Source organism: Micrococcus sp. 116, assembly GCF_902506395.1.
Lineage (GTDB): Bacteria > Actinomycetota > Actinomycetes > Actinomycetales > Micrococcaceae > Micrococcus > Micrococcus luteus.
This window is the reverse complement of the sequence record NZ_LR732370.1, coordinates 471,301-495,286: the sequence shown is the minus strand read 5'-3', so window position 1 is coordinate 495,286 and position 23,986 is coordinate 471,301. Positions and strand designations below refer to the sequence as shown.

Below are 23,986 nucleotides of genomic sequence, written 5' to 3'. Positions count from 1 at the left end.
GGCGTCAGCGCAGGAAGATCCACATGGGCGTCGAGTGTACCGGGCGGCGCGTGTGGGCGACAGGGGCCCCGGCGCCCGGTCCGCTGACGACGCGCACGTATCCTGCGGGCATGACCGCGTCCCCCTCCCCTGCCCCGCCGCAGCCCGGCCGGACGGGCCGGGCGACCGTCGTCGTGATCGGCGCGGGCCAGGCGGGGCTGTCCGCCGCCTACCACCTGCGCCGCCGCGGCTTCGTGGGGCTGACTCCGAACGACGACGACGGCGCCGCCGGCGTCCCCGAGGACGCCCCCGGCACGTTCGTGGTGCTCGACGCGGAGACCGCCCCGGGCGGTGCGTGGCAGCACCGCTGGGACTCGCTCACGATGGCCACCGTCAACCACATCCACGAGCTGCCCGGCGACCCGGTGCCGCCGGCCGACCCGGCCGCGCGCGCCAACGCCCTGCTGCCGGCCTACTTCGCGGACTACGAGGCAGGGTTCGCCCTGCCGATCCGGCGGCCCGTGCACGTGAGGCGCGTCGAGCGGATCGGCGAGCCGGGACGTGCGCGCGGGTTCTTCGTCCGCACGGACGGGGCGCCGGGCACGTGGCGGGCGGACTTCGTGGTCAACGCGACCGGCACCTGGACGTCCCCACGGTGGCCCTCGGTGCCCGGGATGCGCTCGTTCCGCGGCCGGCAGCTGCACACCCGTGACTACGTGTCCAAGGACGAGTTCGCCGGGCAGCGGGTGGTGATCGTGGGCATGGGCGTCTCGGCGACGCAGCTGCTGGCCGAGATCTCCACGGTCGCGGACACCCTGTGGGTGACCCGCCGCGAGCCGCAGTGGCAGGACTCGGCCGCGCCCGGCGCCCTGGCCGAGTCGGTGCGCGGGGTGGACGAACGGACCCGTGCGGGCCTGCCGCCGGGCTCCGTGGTCGGGGCGACCGGGATGCACCGCTCGTCCTGGGTGCGCGAGGCCGAGACACGAGGCGTGCTGGTGCGCCACCCCATGTTCACGGCCGTCGAGCCGGACGGGGTGCGGATGCCCGACGGCTCGTTCGAACCGGCGGACGTGATCCTCTGGGCCACCGGCTTCCGGCCGGCGATCCGGCACCTCGCTCCCCTGCGGCTGCGCACGCCCGCCGGCGGCATCCGCGTGGCGGGCGGGCGCGCCCTGGACGAGCCGCGCCTGTTCCTGCTCGGCTACGGGCCCTCCCAGTCCACGGTCGGGGCCAACCGCGCCGGGCGCGACGCAGTGCGCGCGATCCTCGCGGACCTGGCCGGGCCGGCATCGGGCTGAGGGCCGCCACGACCCGCTGGCTACCATGGTCGCCGTGAGCTCCGCATCCCACTACTTCGACGCCGACCCCTCCGCACCCGAGCGGCGCCGCACCGTGCGGACACGCCTGGCCGGCCGCGACGTCGAGGTCCAGACGGCCAACGGGATCTTCTCCCCGGACGGTCTGGACAAGGGCACCGCGGCCCTGTTCTCGGCCGTGCCCGCACCGCCGGCGACGGGCCGGTTCCTCGACGTCGGCGCGGGCTGGGGACCGATCGCCCTCACGCTGGCGCTGCGGTCGCCCGAGGCGGAGGTGACCGCCGTCGAGGTCAACGACCGCTCCCTGCAGCTGACCCGCGACAACGCCGCGGCGCTGGGCCTCGGCAATCTCGTGGCACTGCGGCCGGAGGACGTCCCCGAGGGCGCGGAGTTCGACCTCATCTGGTCCAACCCGCCCATCCGGATCGGCAAGCCGGCGCTGCACGCCCTGCTGGAGCGGTGGCTGCCACGACTGGCCCCCGGCGGCGAGGCCTGGCTGGTGGTGCAGAAGAACCTCGGCGCGGACTCGCTGCTGCCGTGGATCGGCCGGATGCTCGAGGAGCGCGCGCCCAGCCGGTTCACCGCGGAGCGGGCGGACAGCGTCAAGGGCTTCCGGATCCTGCGGGTGGCGCGGGCGCGCTGAGGCGCCGTTTCCCGAACGACAGCGGTCCGTGGCCCGCCGTTTCCCGAACGACAGCGGTCAGGCGGTGAGTTCGCCGTCGAAGACGAGCTCGGCCGGCCCCGAGAGGACCACGTGCTCGGCCCCCTCCGGGCCCGGCACGACATCCACGGCCAGCACGCCGCCGGGCACCTCGACGAGCCACGAGTCCGAGCCCTGGTCGCCCGACCACGCGCGCATCGCCACAGCCGCCGCGCACGCACCCGTCCCGCAGGACTGGGTCTCGCCCACCCCGCGCTCGTGCACGCGCATCCGCACGCGGCCGACGCCCTCGCGCACGAGCGGCTCGTGCGCGGCCACGAACTCGACGTTCGTCCCGTGCGGCGGGGCGGGGTCCACCTCGGGGGCGCGGCCCAGGTCCAGCCCCTGCAGGTCGGCGAAGGAGGCCAGCGGGACCACGGTGTGGGGGTTGCCCATCGAGACGCTCAGCGCCGGACGCGGATCGGTGAGGCCGTGGGCGAGGACCATCGAGTCCGACGCCGCCTCCTCCGCCAGCTCGGGGTCGAGGTAGGACCAGGGGCCCATGTCGATCGCGTAGCCGTGCTCGAGCCGGGTCACGGCCTTCACGCCGGCGCGCGTGCCGATGGTGATCGCCCGGCCGGGGGCCAGGTCCACGAGGCCCTTCTCGACCAGGAAGTGCACGAAGACGCGCACCCCGTTGCCGCACATCTCGGCGATCGAGCCGTCGCCGTTGCGGTAGTCCATGAACCACTCGGCCTCGGGGTGCTCGGCGAGCAGCGCCTCACCCTCCGGCAGGCGTGCCGAGCGCACGGCGCGGATGACGCCGTCGGCGCCGATCCCCCGGTGCCGGTCAGCCAGCCGTGCGACGCGCTGGGCGTCGAGCTGCGTGTTGCCGTCCGGGTCGGCGATCAGCACGAAGTCGTTGCCCGTGCCATGGCCCTTCGTGAACGGCACGCGCGGCGCGCTCGCGTGGAGGGGGTCCTGGGCGGCGGGCGCCGCGGGCTGCTCGGTCATGGGCCCAGTCTAGGTGGCGTCCCCGGCGACGACGGCGAGCGCCTCCGCCACGACGTCCTCGCCCTGCGCGTCGAGCCAGACGACGCGCGGGTCGGCCCGGAACCAGGTCTCCTGACGGCGGGCGAACCGGCGCGTGGCCACGACGGTCTGCTCGGCCGCCTCCGCCTCGGTGAGCTCGCCGTCGAGGACGGCGAGCATCTGGGCGTAGCCGATCGCGCGGGACGCGGTCGGTCCCTGCCGCAGCCCGCCCGGCCCGGGGACGTCGAGGCGGCGGACCTCGTCCAGCAACCCCTCGGCCAGCATGCGCTCCACCCGGGCCGCGATCCGCTGGTGCAGCTCGGCCCGGTCCAGGCGCAGGCCGAGCTGCACCACGGGGGCGACCTCCGGGGCGTACGTGCGCTCCGGCATGAACGCGGAGAACGGACGGCCCGTCAGCCGGCACACCTCCAGCGCGCGCACGATGCGGCGGGCGTCCTGCAGCCGCTCCGCCGAGACCGGGTCCAGGGCGGCCAGCTCGGCCCTCAGCCCGGCCAGGCCCTCCCGCTGCGCGCGCGCCTCCAGCTCGGCCCGCAGCGCCGGGTCCGTGGGCGGGAACTCGAGCACGTCCAGCGCCGCCCGCACGTACAGCCCGGAGCCGCCCACGAGGATCGGGGTCCGACCCCGCGCGCGGATCTGGTCGAACAGGTCGCGGGCCGCGGACTGGAAGGCCGCCACCGAGGCCTCCTGGCCGACGTCGAGCACGTCCAGCAGATGGTGCGGGACGCCCTCGCGTTCAGCCGGGGTGACCTTCGCCGTGCCCACGTCCATCCCCCGGTAGAACTGCAGGGCGTCCCCGTTGACCACCTCGCCGTCCAGCGCGTGCGCCAGGGCGACGGCGAGGGCGGACTTGCCCGTCGCCGTCGCCCCGACGACGGCGACGACGGGCGGCCGGGCCGCGGCGGCGGACATCAGGACCGCGGGCGCAGGGTCGGCATGCCGAGGCTCGTGGCCCCGGAGCCGCCCGCCGTGCCGGGGGCGGGCGCGCCGCACGACTCGGCCTGGGCGCGGTCCCACGCGTCGCCGGCCCGGGAGCGGCGCAGGACGTAGTCCTGTGCGGTCGGGTCGGCGACGGCGAAGAACGGGTGGGCCTCGGTGACCGTCACGGTGACGAAGTCGCCGGGGCGGGGGGTCTCGGCGCCGGCGGGCACGGAGAAGTGCACGAGCCGGTTGTCGGGTGCGCGCCCGGACAGGCGGCCGCGCTCCGCGGCCTTGGAGCCGGAGTCGGCGGTGACGAGCAGCTCCTGGCGGGTGCCGACGAGCGTGGCCATCTCCTCGGCCGAGATCCGGTCCTGCAGGGCCACGAGGCGCTCGAAGCGCTCCTGGACGACGGCCTTGGGCACCTGGTGGTCCATCTCCCCGGCCGGGGTCCCCGGGCGGATGGAGTACTGGAAGGTGAACGCGGAAGAGAAGCGGGAGGCCTCGACCACCCGCATCGTCTCGGCGAAGTCCTCCTCGGTCTCCCCGGGGAAGCCGACGATGATGTCCGTGGTGATGGCGGCGTGCGGGATGCGCTCGCGCACCTTCTCCAGGATCCGCAGGAACTTCGCGGACCGGTAGGAGCGGCGCATGTCCTTGAGCACCTTGTCCGAGCCCGACTGCAGGGGCATGTGCAGCTGCGGCATGACGTTGGGGGTCTCGGCCATCGCGTCGATGACGTCGTCCGTGAACGCGGCCGGGTGGGGGCTGGTGAAGCGGACGCGTTCGAGGCCCTCGATCTCCCCGCACGCGCGCAGCAGCTTGGCGAACGCGCCGCGGTCGCCGAACTCGACGCCGTAGGTGTTCACGTTCTGGCCCAGCAGCGTGACCTCGACGGCGCCGGCGTCGACGAGCGCCTGCACCTCGGCGAGGATCTCCCCGGGGCGGCGGTCCTTCTCCTTGCCGCGCAGCGACGGGACGATGCAGAACGTGCACGTGTTGTTGCAGCCCACGGAGATGGACACCCAGCCGGAGTGGGTGGAGTCGCGCTTGGTGGGCAGGGTGGAGGGGAACACCTCGAGCGACTCGAGGATCTCGATCTCGGCCTCGGCGTTGTGGCGCGAGCGCTCCAGCAGCACGGGCAGGGAGCCGATGTTGTGGGTTCCGAAGACGACGTCCACCCACGGGGCCCTGCGCTGGATGGCGGCCTGGTCCTTCTGGGCGAGGCACCCGCCGACGGCGATCTGCATGCCCGGGTGCGCGTCCTTCACCGCACGCAGGTTGCCGAGGTTGCCGTACAGGCGGTTGTCCGCGTTCTCGCGGACCGCGCACGTGTTGAAGACCACGAGGTCGGCCTGGGCGTCCTCGGCGACCGGGGCGTAGCCGGTGGACTCGAGCAGGCCGGAGATGCGCTCGGAGTCGTGCACGTTCATCTGGCAGCCGAAGGTGCGGACCTCATAGGTCAGGCCCTCGTGCGGGCGCGCGGCGGCGCCGTCCTGCGCGAGCGGGGTGGTGCGGGGGGTGGGGTCCGTCAGAGTCACCGCACCATTCTAGGAACTCCGGGCGCGGCCCGGGTCCGCTCACTCCTCGTGCTCGGCGAGGACCTCCTTCACGACGGCGAACGCGAGGCCGCCGCCGTAGCCCTTGCGTCCCAGCATGCCGACGAGGCGGCGGGTCACCTTGTCCCGCTCGGCCCGGGCCTCCGGCGAGGCACCGCCGGGGACGGTGCGGCCCCGCAGCCGTCGGCGCACGAGGTCGAGGGCGGCGGCCCGTTCGTCCTCGCCGTCGATGGCCTCGAGCGCCTCGGCGGCGATCTCCCGGTCCACGCCCTTCTGCTGGAGCTCGTGCCCGAGGGCACGGCGCGCCAGGCCCTTGCTTCGGTGACGGCTGCGGACCCAGACCTCGGCGAAGGCGGCGTCGTCCACGAGGCGCACCTCCTCGAAGCGGTCGAGGACGCGCTCGATCAGCTCGGGCTCGGCCTGGCGCTCGGCGAGCTTGCGTTCGAGCTGGCCGCGGGAGCGGGGGCCCAGGGCGAGCTGGCGCAGGACGACCTCGCGTGCGGCCTCCTCGCGCTCACGCGGTGCGGTGGGCAGGGGCGCCGGGCCGGGGCGACGTCGGGGGCGTCTCGACGGCGGGGCGGGGATCCACGGCCGGGCGTCCCTCGTCGCGAGGACGGCCACGCCGCGGGGGCGTGGTGGCCCGCTTCCGGCCCCGGCGCTCGATGTCCGCCCGGGTGTCCTCGCGCCCGGACCAGGGCAGCGTCCGGGGCCCGGCGCCGGGCGCGGGGCTGGGCAGGTCGCTCGCGCGAGTCAGCAGGGCCCCGAGATCCGGTGCCACGCCGGGGGCGGGATCCGGGACGTCCCCCGCGGGGGTCCCGGCATCGTGCGCGGGCACGGCGTTCCGCGCGGCCTCCGTGGCGTCCGCGTCGGACGACGTCGGCTCCGGTGCGCCGGCCAGATCGAGCCACATCCGGCCCACGTCCGAGTCCCGGGCGTCGTCGAACGCGGACGCACCGGAGGCGGAGCCGCTCCGGCCGGTCGTCTCCGACCGGTGGGCGGCCCCGCCTCCGACGTTCCTGCGCGATCGGGTCATCCGACCGCGGTGTCCCCCGGAACCGCGGTCAGGGCCGGGGCCTCGTCGTCCTCGGCCTCCGGGGCCACGCCGATGCCGAGCTTCGTGAGGATGCGCTCCTCGATCTCGTTGGCGAGGTCCGGGTTGTCCTTGAGGAAGCGACGGGCGTTCTCCTTGCCCTGCCCGAGCTGGTCCCCGTCATAGGTGAACCACGCGCCGGACTTCTTGACGATGCCCTCCTCGACACCCACGTCGATCAGGCCGCCCTCGCGGGAGATGCCGACCCCGTAGAGGATGTCGAACTCGGCCTGCTTGAAGGGCGGGGCCATCTTGTTCTTGACGATCTTCACGCGGGTGCGGTTGCCGACGGGGTTGCCGGCCTCCTTGAGGGTCTCGATGCGGCGGACGTCGATGCGCACGGACGCATAGAACTTGAGCGCCTTGCCGCCCGTGGTGGTCTCCGGGGAGCCGAAGAACACGCCGATCTTCTCGCGCAGCTGGTTGATGAAGATGGCCGTGGTCTTGGTCTGGTGCAGGCGGCCGGTCACCTTGCGCAGCGCCTGGGACATGAGGCGGGCCTGCAGGCCGACGTGGGAGTCGCCCATCTCGCCCTCGATCTCGGCGCGCGGGGTCAGCGCGGCCACGGAGTCGATGACGACGATGTCCAGAGTGCCCGAGGAGACGAGCATGTCCATGATCTCCAGGGCCTGCTCGCCGGTGTCCGGCTGGCTGACCAGCAGGGCGTCCGTGTCCACACCGAGCTGGCGGGCGTAGACCGGGTCCAGGGCGTGCTCCGCGTCGATGAAGGCCGCGATGCCGCCGTTGCGCTGCGCGTTGGCCACCGCGTGCAGGGCCAGGGTGGTCTTGCCCGAGGACTCCGGGCCGTAGATCTCCACCACGCGGCCGCGCGGCAGGCCGCCGATGCCCAGGGCCACGTCCATGGCCACCGAGCCCGTGGGGATGACCTCGACGGGTGCCTGGGTCTGGTCCCCCAGCCGCATGACGGAACCCTTGCCGAACTGCTTGTCGATCTGGGCGAGAGCGGCCTCGAGGGCCTTCTCGCGATCCGTCACCTTGCTCATCCTTCACCCCTAGCTCTGGTGGTGCTGCCGCGGACGCTGGAGCGCCCGCCTCGGTCATGTCCGTGAATCTACGGGGGGCGGCGGACACGATAAGCGTGGCCCGCCCCGCCTGTGCACGAGATCACCCCGTCGCACTGCTGTGCAGGACTCTACCGCATTCTTCGAACACGTGTTCGAACAGGGGCAGTGCCCCGCCAGCGCGTCGCGGCGTCAGCGTTTCGGCGGCACGTCCCGACCGAGACGCCGCTCCTGCGGGATCTCATGCAGGTCGCAGACCGCCAGCCAGACCCGCCGCGGGTCCACGCCGGCGGCGAGCGCCGCCGTCGCGGTGGTGTCCAGGCCGGGCAGGTGCAGGGAGTCGGCCACGAGGCCGGCCCGGGCGGGGCCGAACTCCTCGTCCATCAGCCGGCGGAACTCGCTCTCGCGCACGGGCGGTCCTCTCTGTGGTCGGTCGCGGGGTCAGGGACGGGGACGCAGACGGCGCGGGCGCCCCGAGACGGGGCGCCCGCGCCGTGGGTGTGGCGGGGTCAGCGGCCGGCCAGCGAGCCCAGGCTGGGGTCCGTGAGGTCGTCCGGCAGGGTGTCCGGGACGACCATGCCCTCCTGCTCCACGAGCCGGTCCGAGACCTCCCGCAGCAGGTAGGACAGCGGGATGTCCAGCGCCTGGCAGATCGAGGCCAGCAGCTCGGAGGAGGCCTCCTTCTGGCCGCGCTCCACCTCCGACAGGTAGCCGAGCGAGACACGGGCGTCGTGCGAGACCTCGCGCAGGGTGCGGCCCTGGAGCTGCCGGACGTCGCGCAGGACGTCGCCGATCTCGTGGCGGAGGAGGGGCATGCTGCGCTCCTTGATGTCGGGGGCGGCCGCGCGGGGACGGGGCTGGTCATCGACCCAGCGCGTGATTCCGTGGGAATGGACGGGATGTCGCATCATGTCTATCGCCTGCTCCTGGACTTTTCCTGAAGGGCGCCGGGCCGCGGGCCTGATCCCGCCGGGGCACTCTTCTTGACTCGTTACATTCAACGTCGGGCGGGGTCGCGTTCATTCCCGAGACATGGTCTCCTCCGCCGTCGGGTCCTCGGCGGCCCCGTCGCCCTCGTGCCGCTCCGAGCGCCGATGTCGTTCCCGCAAGGAGTACGTGGCGTTCCGGATGCGGTCGGAGTCGTCCAGGCTCGAGCCGACGGCCCCGGCCATCGTGCCCATCGACGCCGCGAGCCACACGAGCCGCACGTAGTCGCCCACGCCGCCGGGCTGGTCGAGCTCCTCCTCCAGATACTCCACGGGGATGATCATGAGCGCGACCAGCAGCAGCGTGACGAAGAGCAGGACGTAGACCACGGTGCAGGCCAGACCGACGGTGAGCACGGTGGAGAGGTTGTCCAGCCGCGAGCTGTGCCGGTGGGTCGCACCGTGCGTCCACAGGCCGTTCGTGGTGACCAGCCACGCCACCAGCAGCACCACGGACAGCACGCTGACCGCCGCGAGCCGCACCGGGGACATCACGCTGGAGAGCACCCAGATGGAGCCGAAGAACACGCCGTAGGCACCGGCCGCGCTGGCCGATGCGATCGTGAACGTCATGTCCCGCGGCATGAGCAGCGGCCGGTTGGCCATCACCATCCCGGCCAGCAGACGCAGCGTGCCCGCCCAGCCCTTCACGTACACCGTGGACGTGCGCCGGGACCCGCCGCCCATCCCGGTGGTCGTGGTCACGTCCGCGTCGACGTCGACCAGCGGGGCGATGCCCCGCAGCGCGTCCGTGTCGGGCTCGGGGGGCTCGTCCGCCGGGGACGGGCCGCCGTCCTCCTCCACCTCGCCGGACTCGTCGGAGGACTGCACGTCCAGCTCCCCGTCCGGCGGGTCCACGTGGGGGGCGGTGTCGATGTGCTCGACGATCCGCAGCACCGTCTCCCGCAGCCGGCGGGCCGGGGTGATGACCCCCAGCGCCGGGACGCACACGACGCCGACCCGCAGCTGCGGCACGACGTCCGCCACCACGCCGCGCCGGTCGTCGAACCGGGGCAGGTCGACGACGGCGACCACCGTGTCCCATCCCCGCCCGTCCGCGAGTGAGCGGACCGGCTCCTCCAAGACCATGCCCCCGGTCGCACCGACCGGCAGCGACTCCTGCCGGGTCTCGACCCGCCAGCCGCCGGGCTGCGACAGGCGGTCGTCGAGCCGGTCCTCGACATCCCCGGCGATGCGGCGCACGAGGGCCCACGGGGTGCCCGGGTCGGCCACGAGGCCGATGACGCGGGGGCCCGGGGCGTCGTCGCCGTCCTGCGGCGCATGCTCGGGCGGGGTGGGAGGCGATGCGGTCTCCATCGCGCCGAACCTACGCGGCGGGGCGGGCCGGCACCAGGGACGGGGCGCCGAGGCGGGTCGGTCGGCGCCCCCGTGCAGCCTCAGTGGCCGCGGCCGGCGAGCAGGCGCGTCAGGGCCTGCAGCGCCGCGGCGACGGTGGCCTCCCGGATCGCGGCCCGGTCGCCGTCGAGCCGGAGGAGGACCGCGGTGGCCGCGCCGTCGTGCTCGCCGCCGAACACGTCCAGCGCGCTCGCGTCCGCGTCGGGCACGGCCAGGCCGAGCCACACGGTGCCCACCGGCTGGCCCTGGTGCGGCTCGGGCCCGGCGACGCCCGTGGTGGCCACACCGACGTCGGCGCCCAGGGCCGCCCGGGCGCCGAGGGCCATCCGCCGGGCCACGTCCGCGTCCACCGCCCCGACCCGCGCGAGCAGGTCCTCCGGCACACCCAGCAGGCCGGTCTTCACGGCGTTCCGGTAGGCCACCACGCCCCCGTGCAGCACGGCCGACGCCCCGGGGACGTCGGCCAGGCGCGCGGCCACCAGACCGGCGGTGAGGGACTCCCCCGTCGCCACCGTGAGGCCCGCGTCCGCGAGCGCGTGCACCACGTCCCGGGCCGCCGCCATGGTCATCGCCTCAGGCCCCCCGCTGGGCGGCGAGCGCGTCCCGCCGCAGGACCCACGCGTCCTTGACGTACTCCAGACCGGTCAGCACCGTCAGCACGGTGGCGGCCCCGATGACCACCCATCCGGCCCACGGCCACCAGCCGCCCACGAGCGGGGCCAGGGGCAGGAGCAGCAGGCCGATGCCCACGGTCTGCAGCACGGTCTTGAGCTTGCCGCCGCGGCCGGCCGGCATCACGCCGTAGCGGATCACCACGAAGCGCATCAGGGTGATGCCCCATTCACGCACCAGGATCACGATGGTCACCCACCACCACAGCTCGCCCAGCAGGGAGAACAGCACGAGGGCCGTGCCCGTGAGCAGCTTGTCCGCGATGGGGTCCGCGATCTTGCCGAAGTCGGTGATCAACCCGCGGGCGCGGGCGATGTCCCCGTCGAGCTTGTCGGTGTACATGGCCGCCGCGAACAGCGCCAGCGCGACCCAGCGGGCGACGAGCGAGTCGCCGCCCCACGGCCCGCCGGCCCACAGCGCCCAGGCGAAGAAGGGCACCATCAGGATGCGCACCGAGGTCAGGATGTTCGGCAGGTTCCAGGCGGACACGTGCTGCGCCCCACCCGCCGTGCTCATCTGCCCGTCAGCTGCCACGCGTCCTCCGATCCCTCGTCGTCGTCCTCATCGTTCCAGTCCACGGCGGCCGGGCGCGAGTCCAGATCCTCCTGCACCAGGTCGCGCGGACCGGCCGACGCCGAGGCGTCGCCGTCGCCGGAGGTGGCCGAGGGCGGGGTGTCTCCGGAGATGGTGGCGAGCACGTCCGCGAGGTCGTCGGGCTTGACCAGCACGTCGCGGGCCTTGGAGCCCTCGGAGGGGCCCACGACGCCGCGGGACTCCATGAGGTCCATGAGGCGGCCGGCCTTCGCGAAGCCCACCCGCAGCTTACGCTGCAGCATGGACGTGGAGCCGAACTGCGTGGTGACCACGAGTTCGACGGCCTGCAGGAGCAGGTCCAGGTCGTCGCCGATGTCCTCGTCGATGACCTTCTCGGTCTTCTCGGGGATCACGTCCGCGCGGTACTGGACCTGCATCTGCGACTTCACGTGCTCCACGACGGCGTGGATCTCGGACTCGTTGACCCACGCCCCCTGCACGCGCATGGGCTTGGACTTGCCCATCGGCAGGAACAGGGCGTCGCCCTGGCCGAGCAGCTTCTCCGCGCCGGGCTGGTCCAGGACCACGCGGGAGTCCGTGACCGACGACGTCGCGAACGCCATGCGGGAGGGCACGTTGGCCTTGATCAGGCCCGTGACCACGTCCACGGACGGCCGCTGCGTGGCGAGAACAAGGTGGATGCCGGCCGCACGGGCCAGCTGGGTGATGCGCACGATCGCGTCCTCGACGTCGCGCGGGGCGACCATCATCAGGTCCGCGAGCTCATCCACGATGACCAACAGGTACGGGTATGGGCGCAGCACGCGCTTGGAGTCCGGCGGCAGCTTCACCTGGCCGGCCCGGACGGCCTTGTTGAAGTCGTCCACGTGCTTGTAGCCGAACGCCGCGAGGTCGTCGTAGCGGGTGTCCATCTCCTTGACGACCCACTGCAGCGCCTCGGCCGCCTTCTTCGGGCTCGTGATGATCGGGGTGACCAGGTGGGGCACTCCCTCGTACGCGGTGAGCTCGACGCGCTTGGGGTCCACCATCACCATGCGCACCTCGTCCGGGGTGGAGCGCATGAGGATCGAGGTGATCATCGAGTTCACGAACGAGGACTTGCCGGCGCCGGTGGCGCCCGCCACGAGCATGTGGGGCATCTTCGCCAGGTTGGCCACCACGTAGCCGCCCTCCACGTCCTTGCCGACGCCCATCACCATCGGGTGGTCGGTGCGCTGGGCGGCCTGCGAGCGCAGGACGTCGCCGAGGGCCACGACCTCCTTGTCCGTGTTGGGGATCTCGATGCCGATCGCGCGCTTGCCCGGGATGGGGCTGAGGATCCGCACGTCCGAGGAGGCCACCGCGTACGCGATGTTCTTCTCCAGCGCCGTCACCTTCTCCACCTTGGTGCCGGGGGCGACCTCGACCTCGTAGCGCGTCACCGTCGGCCCGCGGGAGAACCCGGTGACCTGGGCGTCCACCTTGAACTCGGTGAACGTGGTGGTCAGCGCGGCGACGACCCGGTCGTTGGCCTCGGAGCGCTCCTTCGGCTGGGGCCCGGCCGGGAGCAGGGCCGACTGCGGCAGCGTGTAGGACACGTCCCCGCCCAGCTCGGACTGGGTGCCGCGGGCCGGCTCGGCGGTCACCGGCGGCACCGGCGCGGGGGTGCTGGCGGGCACGGCGGAGGACGACGACGGCGCGGCGGCCCCGGAGCCCTGACCCGGGGCGTCGTCCAGGGCGAACGGGGTGTCCTCCCCCGCGTCCCCCTCCTGGCGCGCGGCGGCCGGGGCGGCGGACTCGCGCTGGGCGCGGGCATGCTCGCGGACCTGCTCGAGGGCACGGTCCGCGGCCGTGGGCCGGCGCACTCCGGCGGGCGGCTGCGGCTCGGCGTCCGCGTCCTCGGGCGCGTCGTCCTCGTCCACCCACGGGTCGAAGTCGTCCGAGGCGTCCCGGCCCGCGTCCCGCGCGTCCGCGGCGGCCTGCTCGGCGTCGAACACGCCCTGCTCCCCGCGAGCGGCTCGCCGGGGGGCGGGCCGGGGCAGGACCTGGGTGGTCTCCGCCTCGGGGGCGGCGTGGGAGCCGGCCTCGGCCTCGTGGATCACCGGGGAGTCGTAGGCGGTGCTGGCGGTGTGCTCCGGGGCGGCGTCGGCGGCCTGCTCCTCGCGTGCCCGGCGCCCGCCGAACAGGCGCGCGAACAGGCCGGGGCGGGAGGCCCCGGCGGCGTGGGCGCCGGCGGCCGGGCCGTCCAGGTAGGACTGGTCGTGGTCCGGGTGGGTGCGCCCGGTCTCCGCATCCACGGAGAGCGGGGTGGCGAGGTCCTCGGCCTCGCGGCGCTCCTCCCGGGCCCGGCGCCGCTCGGCACGGCGGGCGGCCCGCTGCTCGGAGGCACCCTCGGGGTCCTGGCCCGTGAGCCAGTCGTAGCCGCCCGCGATCCGCTGCGGGATCGAGCCGACGGGCGTCGCGGTGAGCACGAGCACCGAGAAGAAAGCCAGCAGGATCATGAGGACCCAGACGGGCACGGGTGTCAGCAGGGAGGCCAACGGCGCCGTCGCGAGGTAGCCGACCATGCCCCCGGCGCCGAGCATGTCCTCGAAGGCGTCGGCGGCCGAGGGCACGCCGCCCACGAGGTGGGCGATGCCGGAGCCCGCGACGGTGGCCATGAGCAGGCCGATGATGATGCGTCCGTTGGCGCGATGGTCCGTGGCGTGGCGGAAGCAGCGCACGGCCACGACGAGCAGGGCGATCGGCACCAGGAGGGCGAACCACCCGACGGTGCCGCCCACCACCCCGTGCACCACGCGGCCGACGGCGGTGCCGCGCAGGCCCCACCACTCCACGGCCGCGATCAGCGCGGCGAGCAGCAGCAGGACCAGGCCGGTGCCGTCACGGCGTTCCTCGCGGTCGATGCGCACGTCCGGGCCGAGCTTGCGGAAGCCCGCGCCGACCGGTGTGGCCAACCCCATCCACAGGGTGTGCAGGGCGCGCAGGGGCGCGGCGGGCCGGTCGGCCTCGGGGACGGTCGCGGTCGACCCCTTCCGTCCGGAGCCTCGGCGTCCGGCGGAGCCGGAGCGGGACGTGGCGGAGGAGGAGGACGACGAACGCGTGGGGGAAGTACGGGTCGCCATGCCCACCAAACTACCGCGAACCGCGGACACGGCAGGCATGGCGACCCGGAGGGGTCAGGCCTCCAGGACCACCGGGATGATCATCGGGCGCCGGCGCAGCTTGCGGTTGACCCACGTGCCGACGGTCCGGCGGACCACCTGCTGGAGCTGGTGGGCGGTGTGGTCCTTGCTGGACTGCACGGCCTCCTCGAGCGCCCGGACGATCTTCGGCTTGATCTCCTCGAACACCTTCTCGTCCTCGGCGACGCCGCGGGCGTGGACGTCCGGACCGGACACGATCGTGCCCGTCTGCCGGTTGACCACGGTGATGATCGAGATGAAGCCCTCCTCGCCCAGGACACGGCGGTCCTTGAGGTCCGAGTCGGAGATCTCACCCACGGAGGAGCCGTCCACGTACACGTAGCCGCACTCCACCTCGCCGACGACCTTCACGAGGCCGTCGGTCATGTCCACCACGGTGCCGTTGCCGGCCAGGATGACGTTCTCGGCCGGCACGCCGGTCTTCTCCGCGATCCGGCCGTTGGCGATCAGGTGGCGGGTCTCGCCGTGCACCGGCATCACGAACTCGGGCTCGACGATGTTGTAGCAGTACAGCAGCTCGCCCTCGGAGGCGTGGCCGGAGACGTGCACCTTGGCCATGCCCTTGTGCACCACGGTCGCGCCGAGCTTCATGAGCCCGTTGATCACGCGGAACACGGAGTTCTCGTTGCCCGGGATCAGGGAGGAGGCCAGCACGACGAGGTCGCCCTCCTCCAGCTGCACCTGGTGGTCCCCGTTGGCCATGCGGGACAGGGCCGCCATCGGCTCGCCCTGGGAGCCGGTGACCATGAGCACGATCTCGTCGTCTCGGTACTTGTCCACCTTGCGGATGTCCACGAGGATCCCGTTCGGCACGTTGAGGTAGCCGAGCTTCGCCGCGATGGTCATGTTGCGGATCATGGAGCGCCCGCCGAAGGCCACCTTGCGACCGTGCTTGTGGGCGGCGTCGAGGACCTGCTGCACGCGGTGCACGTGGGAGGAGAACGAGGCCACCACGATGCGGCGCTTCGCCGTGGCGAAGTAGCGCTCGAGGGTGGGGCCGATCTCCGCCTCCGTGGTGGTGAACCCCGGGACCTCGGCGTTCGTGGAGTCGGTCATGAACAGGTCCACGCCCTCCTCGCCGAGACGGGCGAAGGCGCGCAGGTCCGTGATGCGGCCGTCGAGCGGCAGCTGGTCCATCTTGAAGTCGCCGGTGTGCAGGATGGTGCCGGCGTCCGTGTGGATGGCGACGGCGAGCGCGTCCGGGATCGAGTGGTTCACGGCCACGAACTCGCACTCGAACGGGCCGAACTCGACGATGTCGTCTTCCTTGACCACGCGGGTGCGCGGCTTGATCCGGTGCTCCTCGAGCTTGGCCTCGATCAGGGCGAGGGTCAGCTTGGAGCCGATCACGGGGATGTCGTCGCGCAGGCGCAGCAGGTACGGCACGGCACCGATGTGGTCCTCGTGGCCGTGGGTCAGGACGATGCCGACGACGTCGTCCACGCGGTCCCGGATGTAGTCGAAGTCCGGCAGGATCAGGTCGACGCCGGGCTGGTGCTCCTCGGGGAAGAGGACGCCGCAGTCGACGATGAGGATCTTGCCGTCGATCTCGAAGGTGACCATGTTGCGGCCGACCTCCTCGAGGCCGCCCAGCTGGACGATGCGGCAGGTGCCCCGCTTGAGCTTGGGCGGGGTGGACAGGCGGGTGCCTGCGGTCATGGAACGGGTCCCTTCTAGAAGGTGATGCCGGCCTCCGCGAGGTCGGCTCGGATGACGGAGAGCTCGTCCGGCGTGGCCTGGACGAGGGGCAGCCGCACGGCTGCGGACGGGATGACGCCCTGGGCGGCGAGGACAGCCTTCGCGGCCACCGCGCCCTGGACGTGGGTCATGATGCCGCGCTGGACGGGGTCCAGCGCGAAGTGGTGGTCACGGGCACCGGCCAGGTCGCCGGCGTGGACGGCGTCCACGAGCTGGCGGTACAGCTCGGGGGCCGCGTGTGCGGCCACCGAGACGACCCCGACGGCGCCGAGCGCCATGAGCGGCAGGGTCGCGCCGTCGTCGCCGGAGTAGAGGTCGAGGTCCGTGTGCGCCAGGACGGTGGTGGTGGACTGCAGGTCCCCCTTGGCGTCCTTGAGTGCACGGATGTTGGGGTGCTGCGCGAGCGCGATGATCGTCTCGGGCTCGATCGGCATCACGGAGCGGCCCGGGATGTCGTAGAGCATGATCGGCAGGTCCACGCCGTCGGCCACGGCCTCGAAGTGCGCGCGGATGCCGGCCTGGTTGGGCTTGTTGTAGTACGGGGTGACGAGCAGCAGCCCGTCCACGCCCGTCTCGGCCGCGCGGCGGGACAGCTCGAGGGTGTGCGCCGTGTCGTTGGTGCCGGTGCCGGCCACGACCCTGGCGCGGTCCCCCACGGCCTCGACGACGGTGCGGAACATCGCCACGTTCTCGTCGTCCGTGAGCGTGGAGGTCTCGCCGGTGGTGCCGGTGACCACGAGGCCGTCGGCCCCGCGGTCCACCAGGTGCTCTGCCAGCGCGGCGGCCGCCTCGAGGTCCACGGCGCCCTCGTCCGTCATGGGGGTGACCATGGCGGGCACGACCGTGCCGAAGAGCAGCTCGGAGGGGATGACGGCGGAACGGACGGCACTCATGGGCCCCACCCTACCTGCGAGACTGGGGGCCCGCGCCGTCCGTGGCCCCTCCGCGACGCGCGGGCCGGTCCGGGCGGACGGCGGCCGTCGACGCCGGGCAGCCGCCGTCCGCCCGGACCGGCCCGCGCGTCGCCGGCTGCCCGGCGTCGACGCGGCCCGCGGGATCGCCCTGCTCGGCATGATCACCGTCCACGTCGTCGACCCGGCGACGGCGGACGGGGCGCCGCACCCGGCGTTCCTGTGGTTCGCCGGACGCGCCTCGGTGCTGTTCGTCCTGCTGGCCGGCGTCGGGCTGGCCCTGTCCACGGGGGGCGCGACGCCGGCCACGGGGGTCCGGCGCGCGGCGCTGCGCCGCCGGATCGCCCGACGCGCGGGCCTGCTGTTCGTACTCGGGCTCGCGTGCGGGACGCTCGGCGTCCCCGTGGCCGTCATCCTGTGCCACTACGCCCTGCTCTTCCTGCTCGCGCTGCCCCTGCTGGGCCTGCGCGCCCGCGCCCTGGGCCTGATCGCGGGGGCGTGGCTCGTGCTCGGGCCGGTGCTGGTGTTCGCGGTGGTCGCGGCCGCGCAGGCCGCCGTGGGGCGCCAGGAGTTCTTCCTGGGCGGGCGGCTCTGGCTCTCCCCCGGCCCCGCGGACCTGCTGCGTCCCGGGCTGCTGCTGGCCGATCTGACGCTCACGGGCTACTACCCCGTCCTGTCCTGGGGCGCGTTCCTCGTGCTGGGGCTGGCCCTGGGGCGGCTGCCGCTGGACCGGCCCCGCGTGGCCGCCGGGATCCTCGGCGGCGGGGCCGCGGCGTGGGCGGCGGCCGGCGTCGTCGGTGCGGCGGTGCTGCGGGCTCCGGGCACGGTCGGGCGGGTCGCCGCGGCGATCGGCACGGACCCGGCCGAGACGGCGCTCACGCTGCGCACGGGCGAGCCGCGGCTCGCGCTGCTGATCCCGGATCCGCTGTGGCTCGCCCTGCCGACCCCGCACTCCGGGTCCGTGGTGGCCGCCGTGCTCGCGGCGGGCTGGGCCTGCGCCGTGCTGGGCGCCTGCCTGCTGGCCCGGCCGCTGGTCGGGCACGCCGCGCTGCGCCCGCTCGTGGGTGCGGGGCGCATCCCGCTCACGCTCTACGTGGGGCACCTCGTGGTGCTCGCGCTCGTGGACGCGACCGGACTCGATCCGGCCGACGGGGCGCTGCTCGCCGCCCTCGTCGTGCTGAGCCTCGCGGCCGGGCTGGCCGCCGAGCTCAGCGGCCGACGGGGTCCGCTCGAAGCCGTGATGGCCCGGCTCTCCCGGGCGGGTGGGGAACGGGCCGTCGGGGGGCGCTGAGCGAGGCGTGGGCCGCGTCAGCCGGCGCGGTGCAGGCGGACGGCCTCCCGGGCCGCCTCGCGGGCGCGGCGGCGGTCGCCCGAGGCGTCGTAGGCCAGGGCGAGGCGGTAGCGGGCGCGCCAGTCGCGTGGTGCGGCCTCGGCCTCCACGCGGTACAGCTCGAACTGGGCGTCGGCGGCCTCCCGGTCGATCCGGCCGCCCGGCGAGCGCGGCAGGTCGTCCTCCGGCAGTCCGCCCTCGGCCTCGAGCTGGTCGGCCAGGCGTTCGGTCTGGCGGCCGAACCACACTTCGCGGGCCAGGACGGCCACGGTCACCAGCACCACGAGGATGACGCCCACGCCGATCGCCTTGGCCAGCGGCTGCGGGGCGCGCACCAGCGCGACGGACGCGTTGAGGGCGAACCCGGCGAACAGCAGCACGAGCAGGCAGACGAAGCCGACCCACACCTTGCTCATCACGGTCGAGCGGCGGGCACGGGCGGCGGGCGCGGTCGGGCCCACGGCGCCGTCGTCGGGGGTGCGGGAGGGCTCAGCCAAGGTCCAGGTATCCGTCCAGTCCGTAGGTCAGACCCGGGCGGGAGGCCACGGTCCGCAGGCCGAGGACGACGCCGGGCATGTAGGCGCCGCGGTCGAATGCGTCGTGCCGGACCACGAGCTGCTCGCCCGGCCCGCCCAGCAGCACCTCCTGGTGCGCCTCCAGGCCACGCAGGCGCACCGCGTGCACGTGCACGCCGTGGACGACGGCGCCGCGCGCGCCGTCCGGGTCGTGCTCGGTGGCGTCCGGGGAGACGGGCACGCCGGCCGCGTCCCGGGCCGCGCCGATGAGCTCGGCGGTCCGCACGGCCGTGCCCGACGGGGCGTCCACCTTGTCCGGATGGTGCAGCTCGACGAGCTCGACGGACTCGAAGTACCGCGCCGCCTGCGCGGCGAACGCCGAGGCCAGCACCGAGCCGACCGAGAAGTTCGGGGCGATCAGCACGCCCACCCCCGGGTGCTCAGTCAGCTGCGCCTCGAGGCGCTCGCGGCGCTCGGGCACCCAGCCCGACGTGCCGACGACCGTGTGCAGCCCATGCTCCACGGCGAAGGCCACGTTCTCGGGCGAGGCGTCCGGCACCGTGAGGTCCAGGACGTGCGTGGCGCCGGCGTCGAGCACCGCGTCCAGGCGGTCCTGCGAGCCGAGCTCGGCCACGAGCTCCAGCCCCTCGGCCGCTCGCACCGCGGGCACCGCGTGGCGGCCCATGCGGCCACGGGCGCCCAGGATCGCGACGCGCGGGACGTCGTCGGGAGCGGACACGGCGGAGGGGGTGCGGGTCTCGGTCATGGCCTCCAGCCTACGCGGCCCGCCCCGGCGGCCGTGGCCGAGGTCAGGCCGGGGCGACGACGACGCGCGCCCGGTCCCCCGCGGCCAGGCGCGCGGCCACGGCCCGGACCTGGCCGGCGTCGACCTCGCGGACCCGGGCGAGGGAGGCCGCCAGGTCCACGTACTCCCCCGTGACCAGCTCGGCCCGTCCCAGCCGGGACATGCGGGCGCCCGTGGACTCCATGCCCAGCACGGTGCCGCCGCAGATCTGCCCGTGGGCGCGCGCGAGCTCCTCCCCGGTGACGTCGGCCTCGGCCATCCGGTCCAGCTCGGCCTCCATCAGCGCGGCCACCTCGTCCACCCGGTCCGGCTGGCAGCCCGCGTACAGGCCCCAGTAGCCGGCGTCGGAGTACCCGGCGGAGAACGAGTAGGTGTTGTAGGCCAGGCCGCGGCGCTCGCGGATCTCCTGGAACAGCCGCGAGGACATGCCCCCGCCCAGGACGGACTGCATGACGCCCAGGGCGAAGCGGTCCGGGTCCGTGGTGGACAGCGAGCGGCCGCCGACGAGGACGTTGGCCTGCTCGACCGCCTTGGTGACGGTGTGCGTGCCGGTCCGCACCCGCGAGGCCGCGGCCCCGGCGGTGTCCACGGCACGACGCGGGGCGGGCAGGGCCCCCGGGGTGAGCTCCCAGCCCGAGGCGCGCAGGGCGGCGAGGACGAGGCGGCAGACCTCGTCGTGGTCGAGGTGGCCGGCGGCGGTGACGACGAGCTCGTCCGGGCGGTACCAGTGCGTGTAGTGCCCCACCACATGGTCGCGGGTGACGGCCCGGATCGTCTCGGGCGTGCCGCCGATCGGCCGGCCGAGGGGGTGGCCGTCCAGCATGACCTCGGCGAGCTTCTCGTGGGCCACGTCCACGGGGTCGTCCGCGTCCATGGCGAGCTCCTCGAGGATCACGCCGCGCTCGGTCTCGAGCTCGTCCGGGTCGATCAGGGAGGAGGTGAGCATGTCCGTGAGGACCTCCACGGCCATCGGCAGGTCCTCGTCCAGCACGCGGGCGTGGTAGACGGTGGACTCCTTGGCCGTGCCGGCGTTGGACTCCCCGCCCACGCGGTCGAAGGCGGCCGCGATGTCCATCGCGGTGCGCGTGGGAGTGCCCTTGAAGAGCAGGTGCTCGAGGAAGTGCGTGGCGCCGTAGCCCTCGGGCGACTCGTCACGGGACCCGACGGCCACCCAGTAGCCGATGGTCACCGAGCGCTGGTCCGGCATGGCCTCGGTGAGCACGCGGACGCCGCCGGGCAGCACGGAGCGGCGCACCACGGAACCGTTGCCCTCGTCCGCCAGCACGCCGTCGAAGTCCAGGGGGATCTCACGGTGAACACTCATGACGGCCATTCTCGCCCATGCGCGACGACGGCGCCGCACCACTCGCGGGGAGGGTGCGGCGCCGTCGTGGTCACCGGGCCGGGCGGGGCGGATCAGGCCTCGATCTGCGAGGACTCGATCGCGTCCGCGGTCTCGGCCAGGGCGTCGGACTCCGCCACCACCGGGGAGAGGGACAGCTTGCCGCGGTCGTCGATCTTGGTGATCTCGACCTGGACCTTCTGGCCCACGCCGAGCACGTCCTCGACGTCGTCCACGCGCTTGCCCTCGTTGAGCTTGCGCAGCTCGGAGATGTGCAACAGGCCGTCCTTGCCCGGGGTGAGCGAGACGAACCCGCCGAACGTGGTCAGCTTCACCACGGTGCCGAGGTAGCGCTCACCGACCTCGGGGACCTGCGGGTTGGCGATCGCGTTCACCGCGGAGCGCGCGGCCTCGGCCGAGGCGCCGTCGGTGGCGCCGATCAGCACGGTGCCGTCGTCCTCGATGGTGATGTCCGCGCCCGTGTCGTCCTGGATCTGGTTGATCATGGCGCCCTTGGGGCCGATGACCGCGCCGATCTTGTCCACCGGGATGCGCACGGAGATGATCCGCGGGGCGGTGGGGGCCATCTCGTCCGGGGCGTCGATGGCGGCGTTCAGCACGGACAGGATGTGCAGGCGCGCCTCGCGGGCCTGCGTCAGGGCGGCGGCCAGCACGGAGGCCGGGATGCCGTCCAGCTTGGTGTCCAGCTGGATCGCGGTGACGAACTCGGCGGTGCCGGCCACCTTGAAGTCCATGTCGCCGAACGCATCCTCGGCGCCGAGGATGTCGGTCAGGGCCGCGTACTGGGTCTGGCCGTCCACCTCGGCGGAGACCAGGCCCATGGCGATGCCGGCCACGGGCGCGCGCAACGGCACGCCCGCGTTCAGCAGGGACAGGGTGGAGGCGCAGACGGAGCCCATCGACGTCGAGCCGTTGGAGCCGAGGGCCTCGGAGACCTGGCGGATCGCGTAGGGGAACTCCTCGCGGGCCGGCAGCACGGGCACCAGGGCGCGCTCGGCGAGGGCGCCGTGGCCGATCTCGCGGCGCTTCGGGGAGCCCACGCGGCCGGTCTCGCCGGTGGAGTACGGCGGGAAGTTGTAGTGGTGCATGTACCGCTTGGCCGTCTCCGGCGCCAGCGAGTCGATCTGCTGCTCCATCTTGAGCATGTTCAGCGTGGTGACGCCCATGATCTGGGTCTCGCCGCGCTCGAAGATGGCGGAGCCGTGCACGCGGGGCAGGACCTCCACCTCCGCGGTCAGCTTGCGGATGTCCGTCAGGCCGCGGCCGTCGATGCGCACCTGGTCGGTGAGGATGCGGCGGCGCACGATCTGCTTGGTAAGGGAGCCGTAGGCCTTGGCGATCTCGCCCTTGCGCTCGGCGAAGTCCTTGCCCTCGCCGGCGAGCTCCTCGAGCACCTCGAGCAGGTAGGCGTCCGAGGCTGACTCGCGCTCCTGCTTGTCGCCGATGGAGAAGATCTCGGTCAGGCGGCCCGTGGCGAGCTTCTCGACGGCGGCGTAGGCGTCGTCCTGGTAGTCCTGGAACACGGGGACGTCCACCGGGTCCTTGCCGGCGCGCTTGACCAGGTCGGCCTGGGCCTCGCACAGGGCGCGGATGAAGGGCTTGGCGGCCTCGAGGCCCTCGGCCACGATCTCCTCGGTGGGCGCCTGCGCGCCGCGCTCCTTGACCAGGGTCCAGGAGTCCGGGGTCGCCTCGGCCTCGACCATCATGATGGCGACGTCGTCGCCCACCACACGGCCGGCCACGGCCATGTTGAACACGGCGCCCTCGAGCTGGGAGTGCTTCGGGAACGCGACCCACTGGCGCGTGCCGGAGCCGTCGTCCATGAGGGCCATGCGCACGCCGCCGATGGGGCCGGAGAACGGCAGGCCGGACAGCTGCGTGGACAGGGAGGCGGCGTTGATGGCCACCGTGTCGTAGATCTCGTCCGGGGCGATCGAGGTGACGGTCACGACGACCTGGACCTCGTTGCGGATGCCCTTGACGAACGCCGGGCGCAGCGGGCGGTCGATCAGGCGGCAGGTGAGGATCGCGTCCGTGGACGGGCGGCCCTCGCGGCGGAAGAACGAGCCGGGGATGCGGCCCGCGGCGTACATGCGCTCCTCGACGTCCACGGTCAGCGGGAAGAAGTCGAAGCCCTCGCGGGGCGACTTGCCGACGGTGGTGGCGGACAGCATCGACGTCTCCTCGTCGATGTAGACCATGGCGGCGCCGGCGGCCTGCTGGGCGAGGCGCCCGGTCTCGAAGCGGACGGTGCGCTTGCCGTACGAGCCGTTGTCGATGACGGCCTCGGCGAAGGTGATCTCAGGACCCTCCATGAGGGCCTCCTTTCAGGTGGACGGCGCCGCAGGCGTCCCTGTCCCCCTGGTCTTCGATCGAGGCCCTCGGCATCCCGCCGTGCGGCGGGGTCCGGGAGCCACTGTCGAGGACCGCGAGCGATGGGCGCGGAGCCGTCGGGTGTGTCGATGATGCGGGGATGCGCGCCATGGCGCGCCGGAGTGCCGCAGGCTGCGGCGATCTCTCCCCCGGGACACACTACGTGCGTCCGGGGGCAGACGAAAGGCGGCGCCGGCGCTCGCGGGTCTCCCGCGGGCTCCGGCGCCGCCTCCTCAGGTCACTTGCGCAGGCCGAGGCGCTCGATCAGCGCGCGGTAGCGCTCGATGTCGACCTTCTGCAGGTAGCCGAGCATGCGACGACGGCGACCGACCAGGGCCATCAGGCCGCGACGGGTGTGGTGGTCGTGCTTGTGCTCCTTGAGGTGCTCGGTCAGGTCCTTGATGCGGCGGGACAGGACCGCGATCTGCACCTCGGGGGAACCGGTGTCGCCCTCGTGGGTGGCGTACTCCTTGATGATCTGCTGCTTGACAGCGGGATCCAGGGCCATGGTGGGCCTCCTTCACTTCGGTACCGCGAACACGGGCCGCGCCCCGCCGGGGCGGACGACGCGGGGCCCACCCCACCGCGGACTGCAGGGAGGCCGAGGGTCGAGTCTACCGCATCGCCTACCCTGGCCCGGTGAGCACCCCACCGGTCCCCCAC

Annotated in this window: 21 protein-coding genes; 3 read left to right on the top strand and 18 right to left on the bottom strand. The window is 73.7% G+C overall.

Annotation, left to right across the window (positions count from 1 at the left end; all coding sequences use genetic code 11):
• The first annotated feature begins 110 nt into the window (after positions 1-110).
• Both CITRIK5_RS02330 and CITRIK5_RS02325 read left to right on the top strand, forming a co-directional pair.
• Entirely contained in the window at positions 111-1,277 is a 1,167-nt protein-coding gene (locus CITRIK5_RS02330; RefSeq protein WP_159833015.1) for an NAD(P)-binding domain-containing protein, read from the top strand.
• Positions 1,278-1,302: 25 nt separating this feature from the next.
• A complete protein-coding gene (locus tag CITRIK5_RS02325) occupies positions 1,303-1,938 on the top strand; it encodes a class I SAM-dependent methyltransferase (protein ID WP_159833013.1) in 636 nt (211 codons plus the stop codon).
• Positions 1,939-1,995: 57 nt separating this feature from the next.
• On the opposite strand, the gene dapF is transcribed toward CITRIK5_RS02325, so the two are convergent.
• From dapF to dapA, 13 genes are all read right to left on the bottom strand, one after another.
• Complete coding sequence (gene dapF, locus CITRIK5_RS02320; protein WP_159833011.1) at positions 1,996-2,949, bottom strand: diaminopimelate epimerase; 954 nt, start codon at positions 2,947-2,949, stop codon at positions 1,996-1,998.
• A gap of 9 nt (positions 2,950-2,958) precedes the next feature.
• Positions 2,959-3,897 (bottom strand): tRNA (adenosine(37)-N6)-dimethylallyltransferase MiaA, encoded by a 939-nt coding sequence (miaA, locus tag CITRIK5_RS02315; RefSeq protein ID WP_159833009.1) that lies wholly within the window; start codon positions 3,895-3,897, stop codon positions 2,959-2,961.
• Positions 3,897-5,444, bottom strand: coding sequence for a tRNA (N6-isopentenyl adenosine(37)-C2)-methylthiotransferase MiaB (gene miaB, locus CITRIK5_RS02310; RefSeq protein ID WP_020628159.1), 1,548 nt, complete (start codon positions 5,442-5,444; stop codon positions 3,897-3,899). The genes miaA and miaB overlap by 1 nt, the downstream gene beginning before the upstream one ends.
• A gap of 39 nt (positions 5,445-5,483) precedes the next feature.
• The gene (locus CITRIK5_RS12145) at positions 5,484-6,083 is read right to left on the bottom strand and encodes a regulatory protein RecX (protein WP_236557129.1); all 600 of its coding nucleotides are present in this window, start codon (positions 6,081-6,083) and stop codon (positions 5,484-5,486) included.
• A 408-nt stretch (positions 6,084-6,491) separates the two neighbouring features.
• Entirely contained in the window at positions 6,492-7,556 is a 1,065-nt protein-coding gene (gene recA / locus CITRIK5_RS02300) for a recombinase RecA (RefSeq protein WP_095695523.1), read from the bottom strand.
• 210 nt (positions 7,557-7,766) lie between these two features.
• Positions 7,767-7,985, bottom strand: coding sequence for a DUF3046 domain-containing protein (locus tag CITRIK5_RS02295; RefSeq protein WP_002856506.1), 219 nt, complete (start codon positions 7,983-7,985; stop codon positions 7,767-7,769).
• Between the two features lie 98 nt (positions 7,986-8,083).
• The gene (locus tag CITRIK5_RS02290; protein ID WP_036315027.1) at positions 8,084-8,485 is read right to left on the bottom strand and encodes a helix-turn-helix domain-containing protein; all 402 of its coding nucleotides are present in this window, start codon (positions 8,483-8,485) and stop codon (positions 8,084-8,086) included.
• A gap of 108 nt (positions 8,486-8,593) precedes the next feature.
• The gene (locus tag CITRIK5_RS02285) at positions 8,594-9,877 is read right to left on the bottom strand and encodes a hypothetical protein (RefSeq protein ID WP_159833007.1); all 1,284 of its coding nucleotides are present in this window, start codon (positions 9,875-9,877) and stop codon (positions 8,594-8,596) included.
• An 80-nt stretch (positions 9,878-9,957) separates the two neighbouring features.
• Positions 9,958-10,479: a CinA family protein gene (locus CITRIK5_RS02280; RefSeq protein WP_236557128.1), complete on the bottom strand. Its 522-nt coding sequence runs from the start codon at positions 10,477-10,479 to the stop codon at positions 9,958-9,960.
• A 10-nt stretch (positions 10,480-10,489) separates the two neighbouring features.
• Positions 10,490-11,104, bottom strand: a complete 615-nt coding sequence (locus CITRIK5_RS02275) for a CDP-alcohol phosphatidyltransferase family protein (protein WP_060974316.1) — start codon at positions 11,102-11,104, stop codon at positions 10,490-10,492.
• A complete protein-coding gene (locus tag CITRIK5_RS02270; protein ID WP_159833003.1) occupies positions 11,101-14,247 on the bottom strand; it encodes a DNA translocase FtsK in 3,147 nt (1,048 codons plus the stop codon). The genes CITRIK5_RS02275 and CITRIK5_RS02270 overlap by 4 nt, the downstream gene beginning before the upstream one ends.
• A 54-nt stretch (positions 14,248-14,301) precedes the next feature.
• Positions 14,302-15,987, bottom strand: coding sequence for a ribonuclease J (locus tag CITRIK5_RS02265; protein ID WP_002856517.1), 1,686 nt, complete (start codon positions 15,985-15,987; stop codon positions 14,302-14,304).
• A gap of 14 nt (positions 15,988-16,001) precedes the next feature.
• Positions 16,002-16,919, bottom strand: coding sequence for a 4-hydroxy-tetrahydrodipicolinate synthase (gene dapA / locus CITRIK5_RS02260; protein ID WP_036384223.1), 918 nt, complete (start codon positions 16,917-16,919; stop codon positions 16,002-16,004).
• A gap of 178 nt (positions 16,920-17,097) precedes the next feature.
• Between dapA and CITRIK5_RS02255 the strand changes: the two genes are divergently transcribed.
• The gene (locus tag CITRIK5_RS02255; RefSeq protein WP_236557127.1) at positions 17,098-18,228 is read left to right on the top strand and encodes a heparan-alpha-glucosaminide N-acetyltransferase domain-containing protein; all 1,131 of its coding nucleotides are present in this window, start codon (positions 17,098-17,100) and stop codon (positions 18,226-18,228) included.
• Positions 18,229-18,245: 17 nt separating this feature from the next.
• Here CITRIK5_RS02255 and CITRIK5_RS02250 read toward each other — a convergent pair whose 3' ends face one another.
• The 5 genes from CITRIK5_RS02250 to rpsO all read right to left on the bottom strand — a co-directional run bounded on the left by CITRIK5_RS02250 (position 18,246) and on the right by rpsO (position 23,831).
• Positions 18,246-18,764 (bottom strand): hypothetical protein, encoded by a 519-nt coding sequence (locus tag CITRIK5_RS02250; protein ID WP_159833001.1) that lies wholly within the window; start codon positions 18,762-18,764, stop codon positions 18,246-18,248.
• Positions 18,757-19,548, bottom strand: coding sequence for a 4-hydroxy-tetrahydrodipicolinate reductase (dapB, locus tag CITRIK5_RS02245; RefSeq protein WP_041104246.1), 792 nt, complete (start codon positions 19,546-19,548; stop codon positions 18,757-18,759). Before dapB ends, CITRIK5_RS02250 begins: the two co-directional genes overlap by 8 nt.
• Before the next feature lie 43 nt (positions 19,549-19,591).
• Positions 19,592-20,920: a pitrilysin family protein gene (locus CITRIK5_RS02240; RefSeq protein WP_370462562.1), complete on the bottom strand. Its 1,329-nt coding sequence runs from the start codon at positions 20,918-20,920 to the stop codon at positions 19,592-19,594.
• 83 nt (positions 20,921-21,003) lie between these two features.
• Complete coding sequence (locus tag CITRIK5_RS02235) at positions 21,004-23,265, bottom strand: polyribonucleotide nucleotidyltransferase (protein WP_159832999.1); 2,262 nt, start codon at positions 23,263-23,265, stop codon at positions 21,004-21,006.
• 296 nt (positions 23,266-23,561) lie between these two features.
• On the bottom strand, positions 23,562-23,831 hold the full coding sequence (gene rpsO, locus CITRIK5_RS02230) for a 30S ribosomal protein S15 (RefSeq protein ID WP_017488396.1): 270 nt from the start codon (positions 23,829-23,831) through the stop codon (positions 23,562-23,564).
• Positions 23,832-23,986 lie beyond the last annotated feature (155 nt).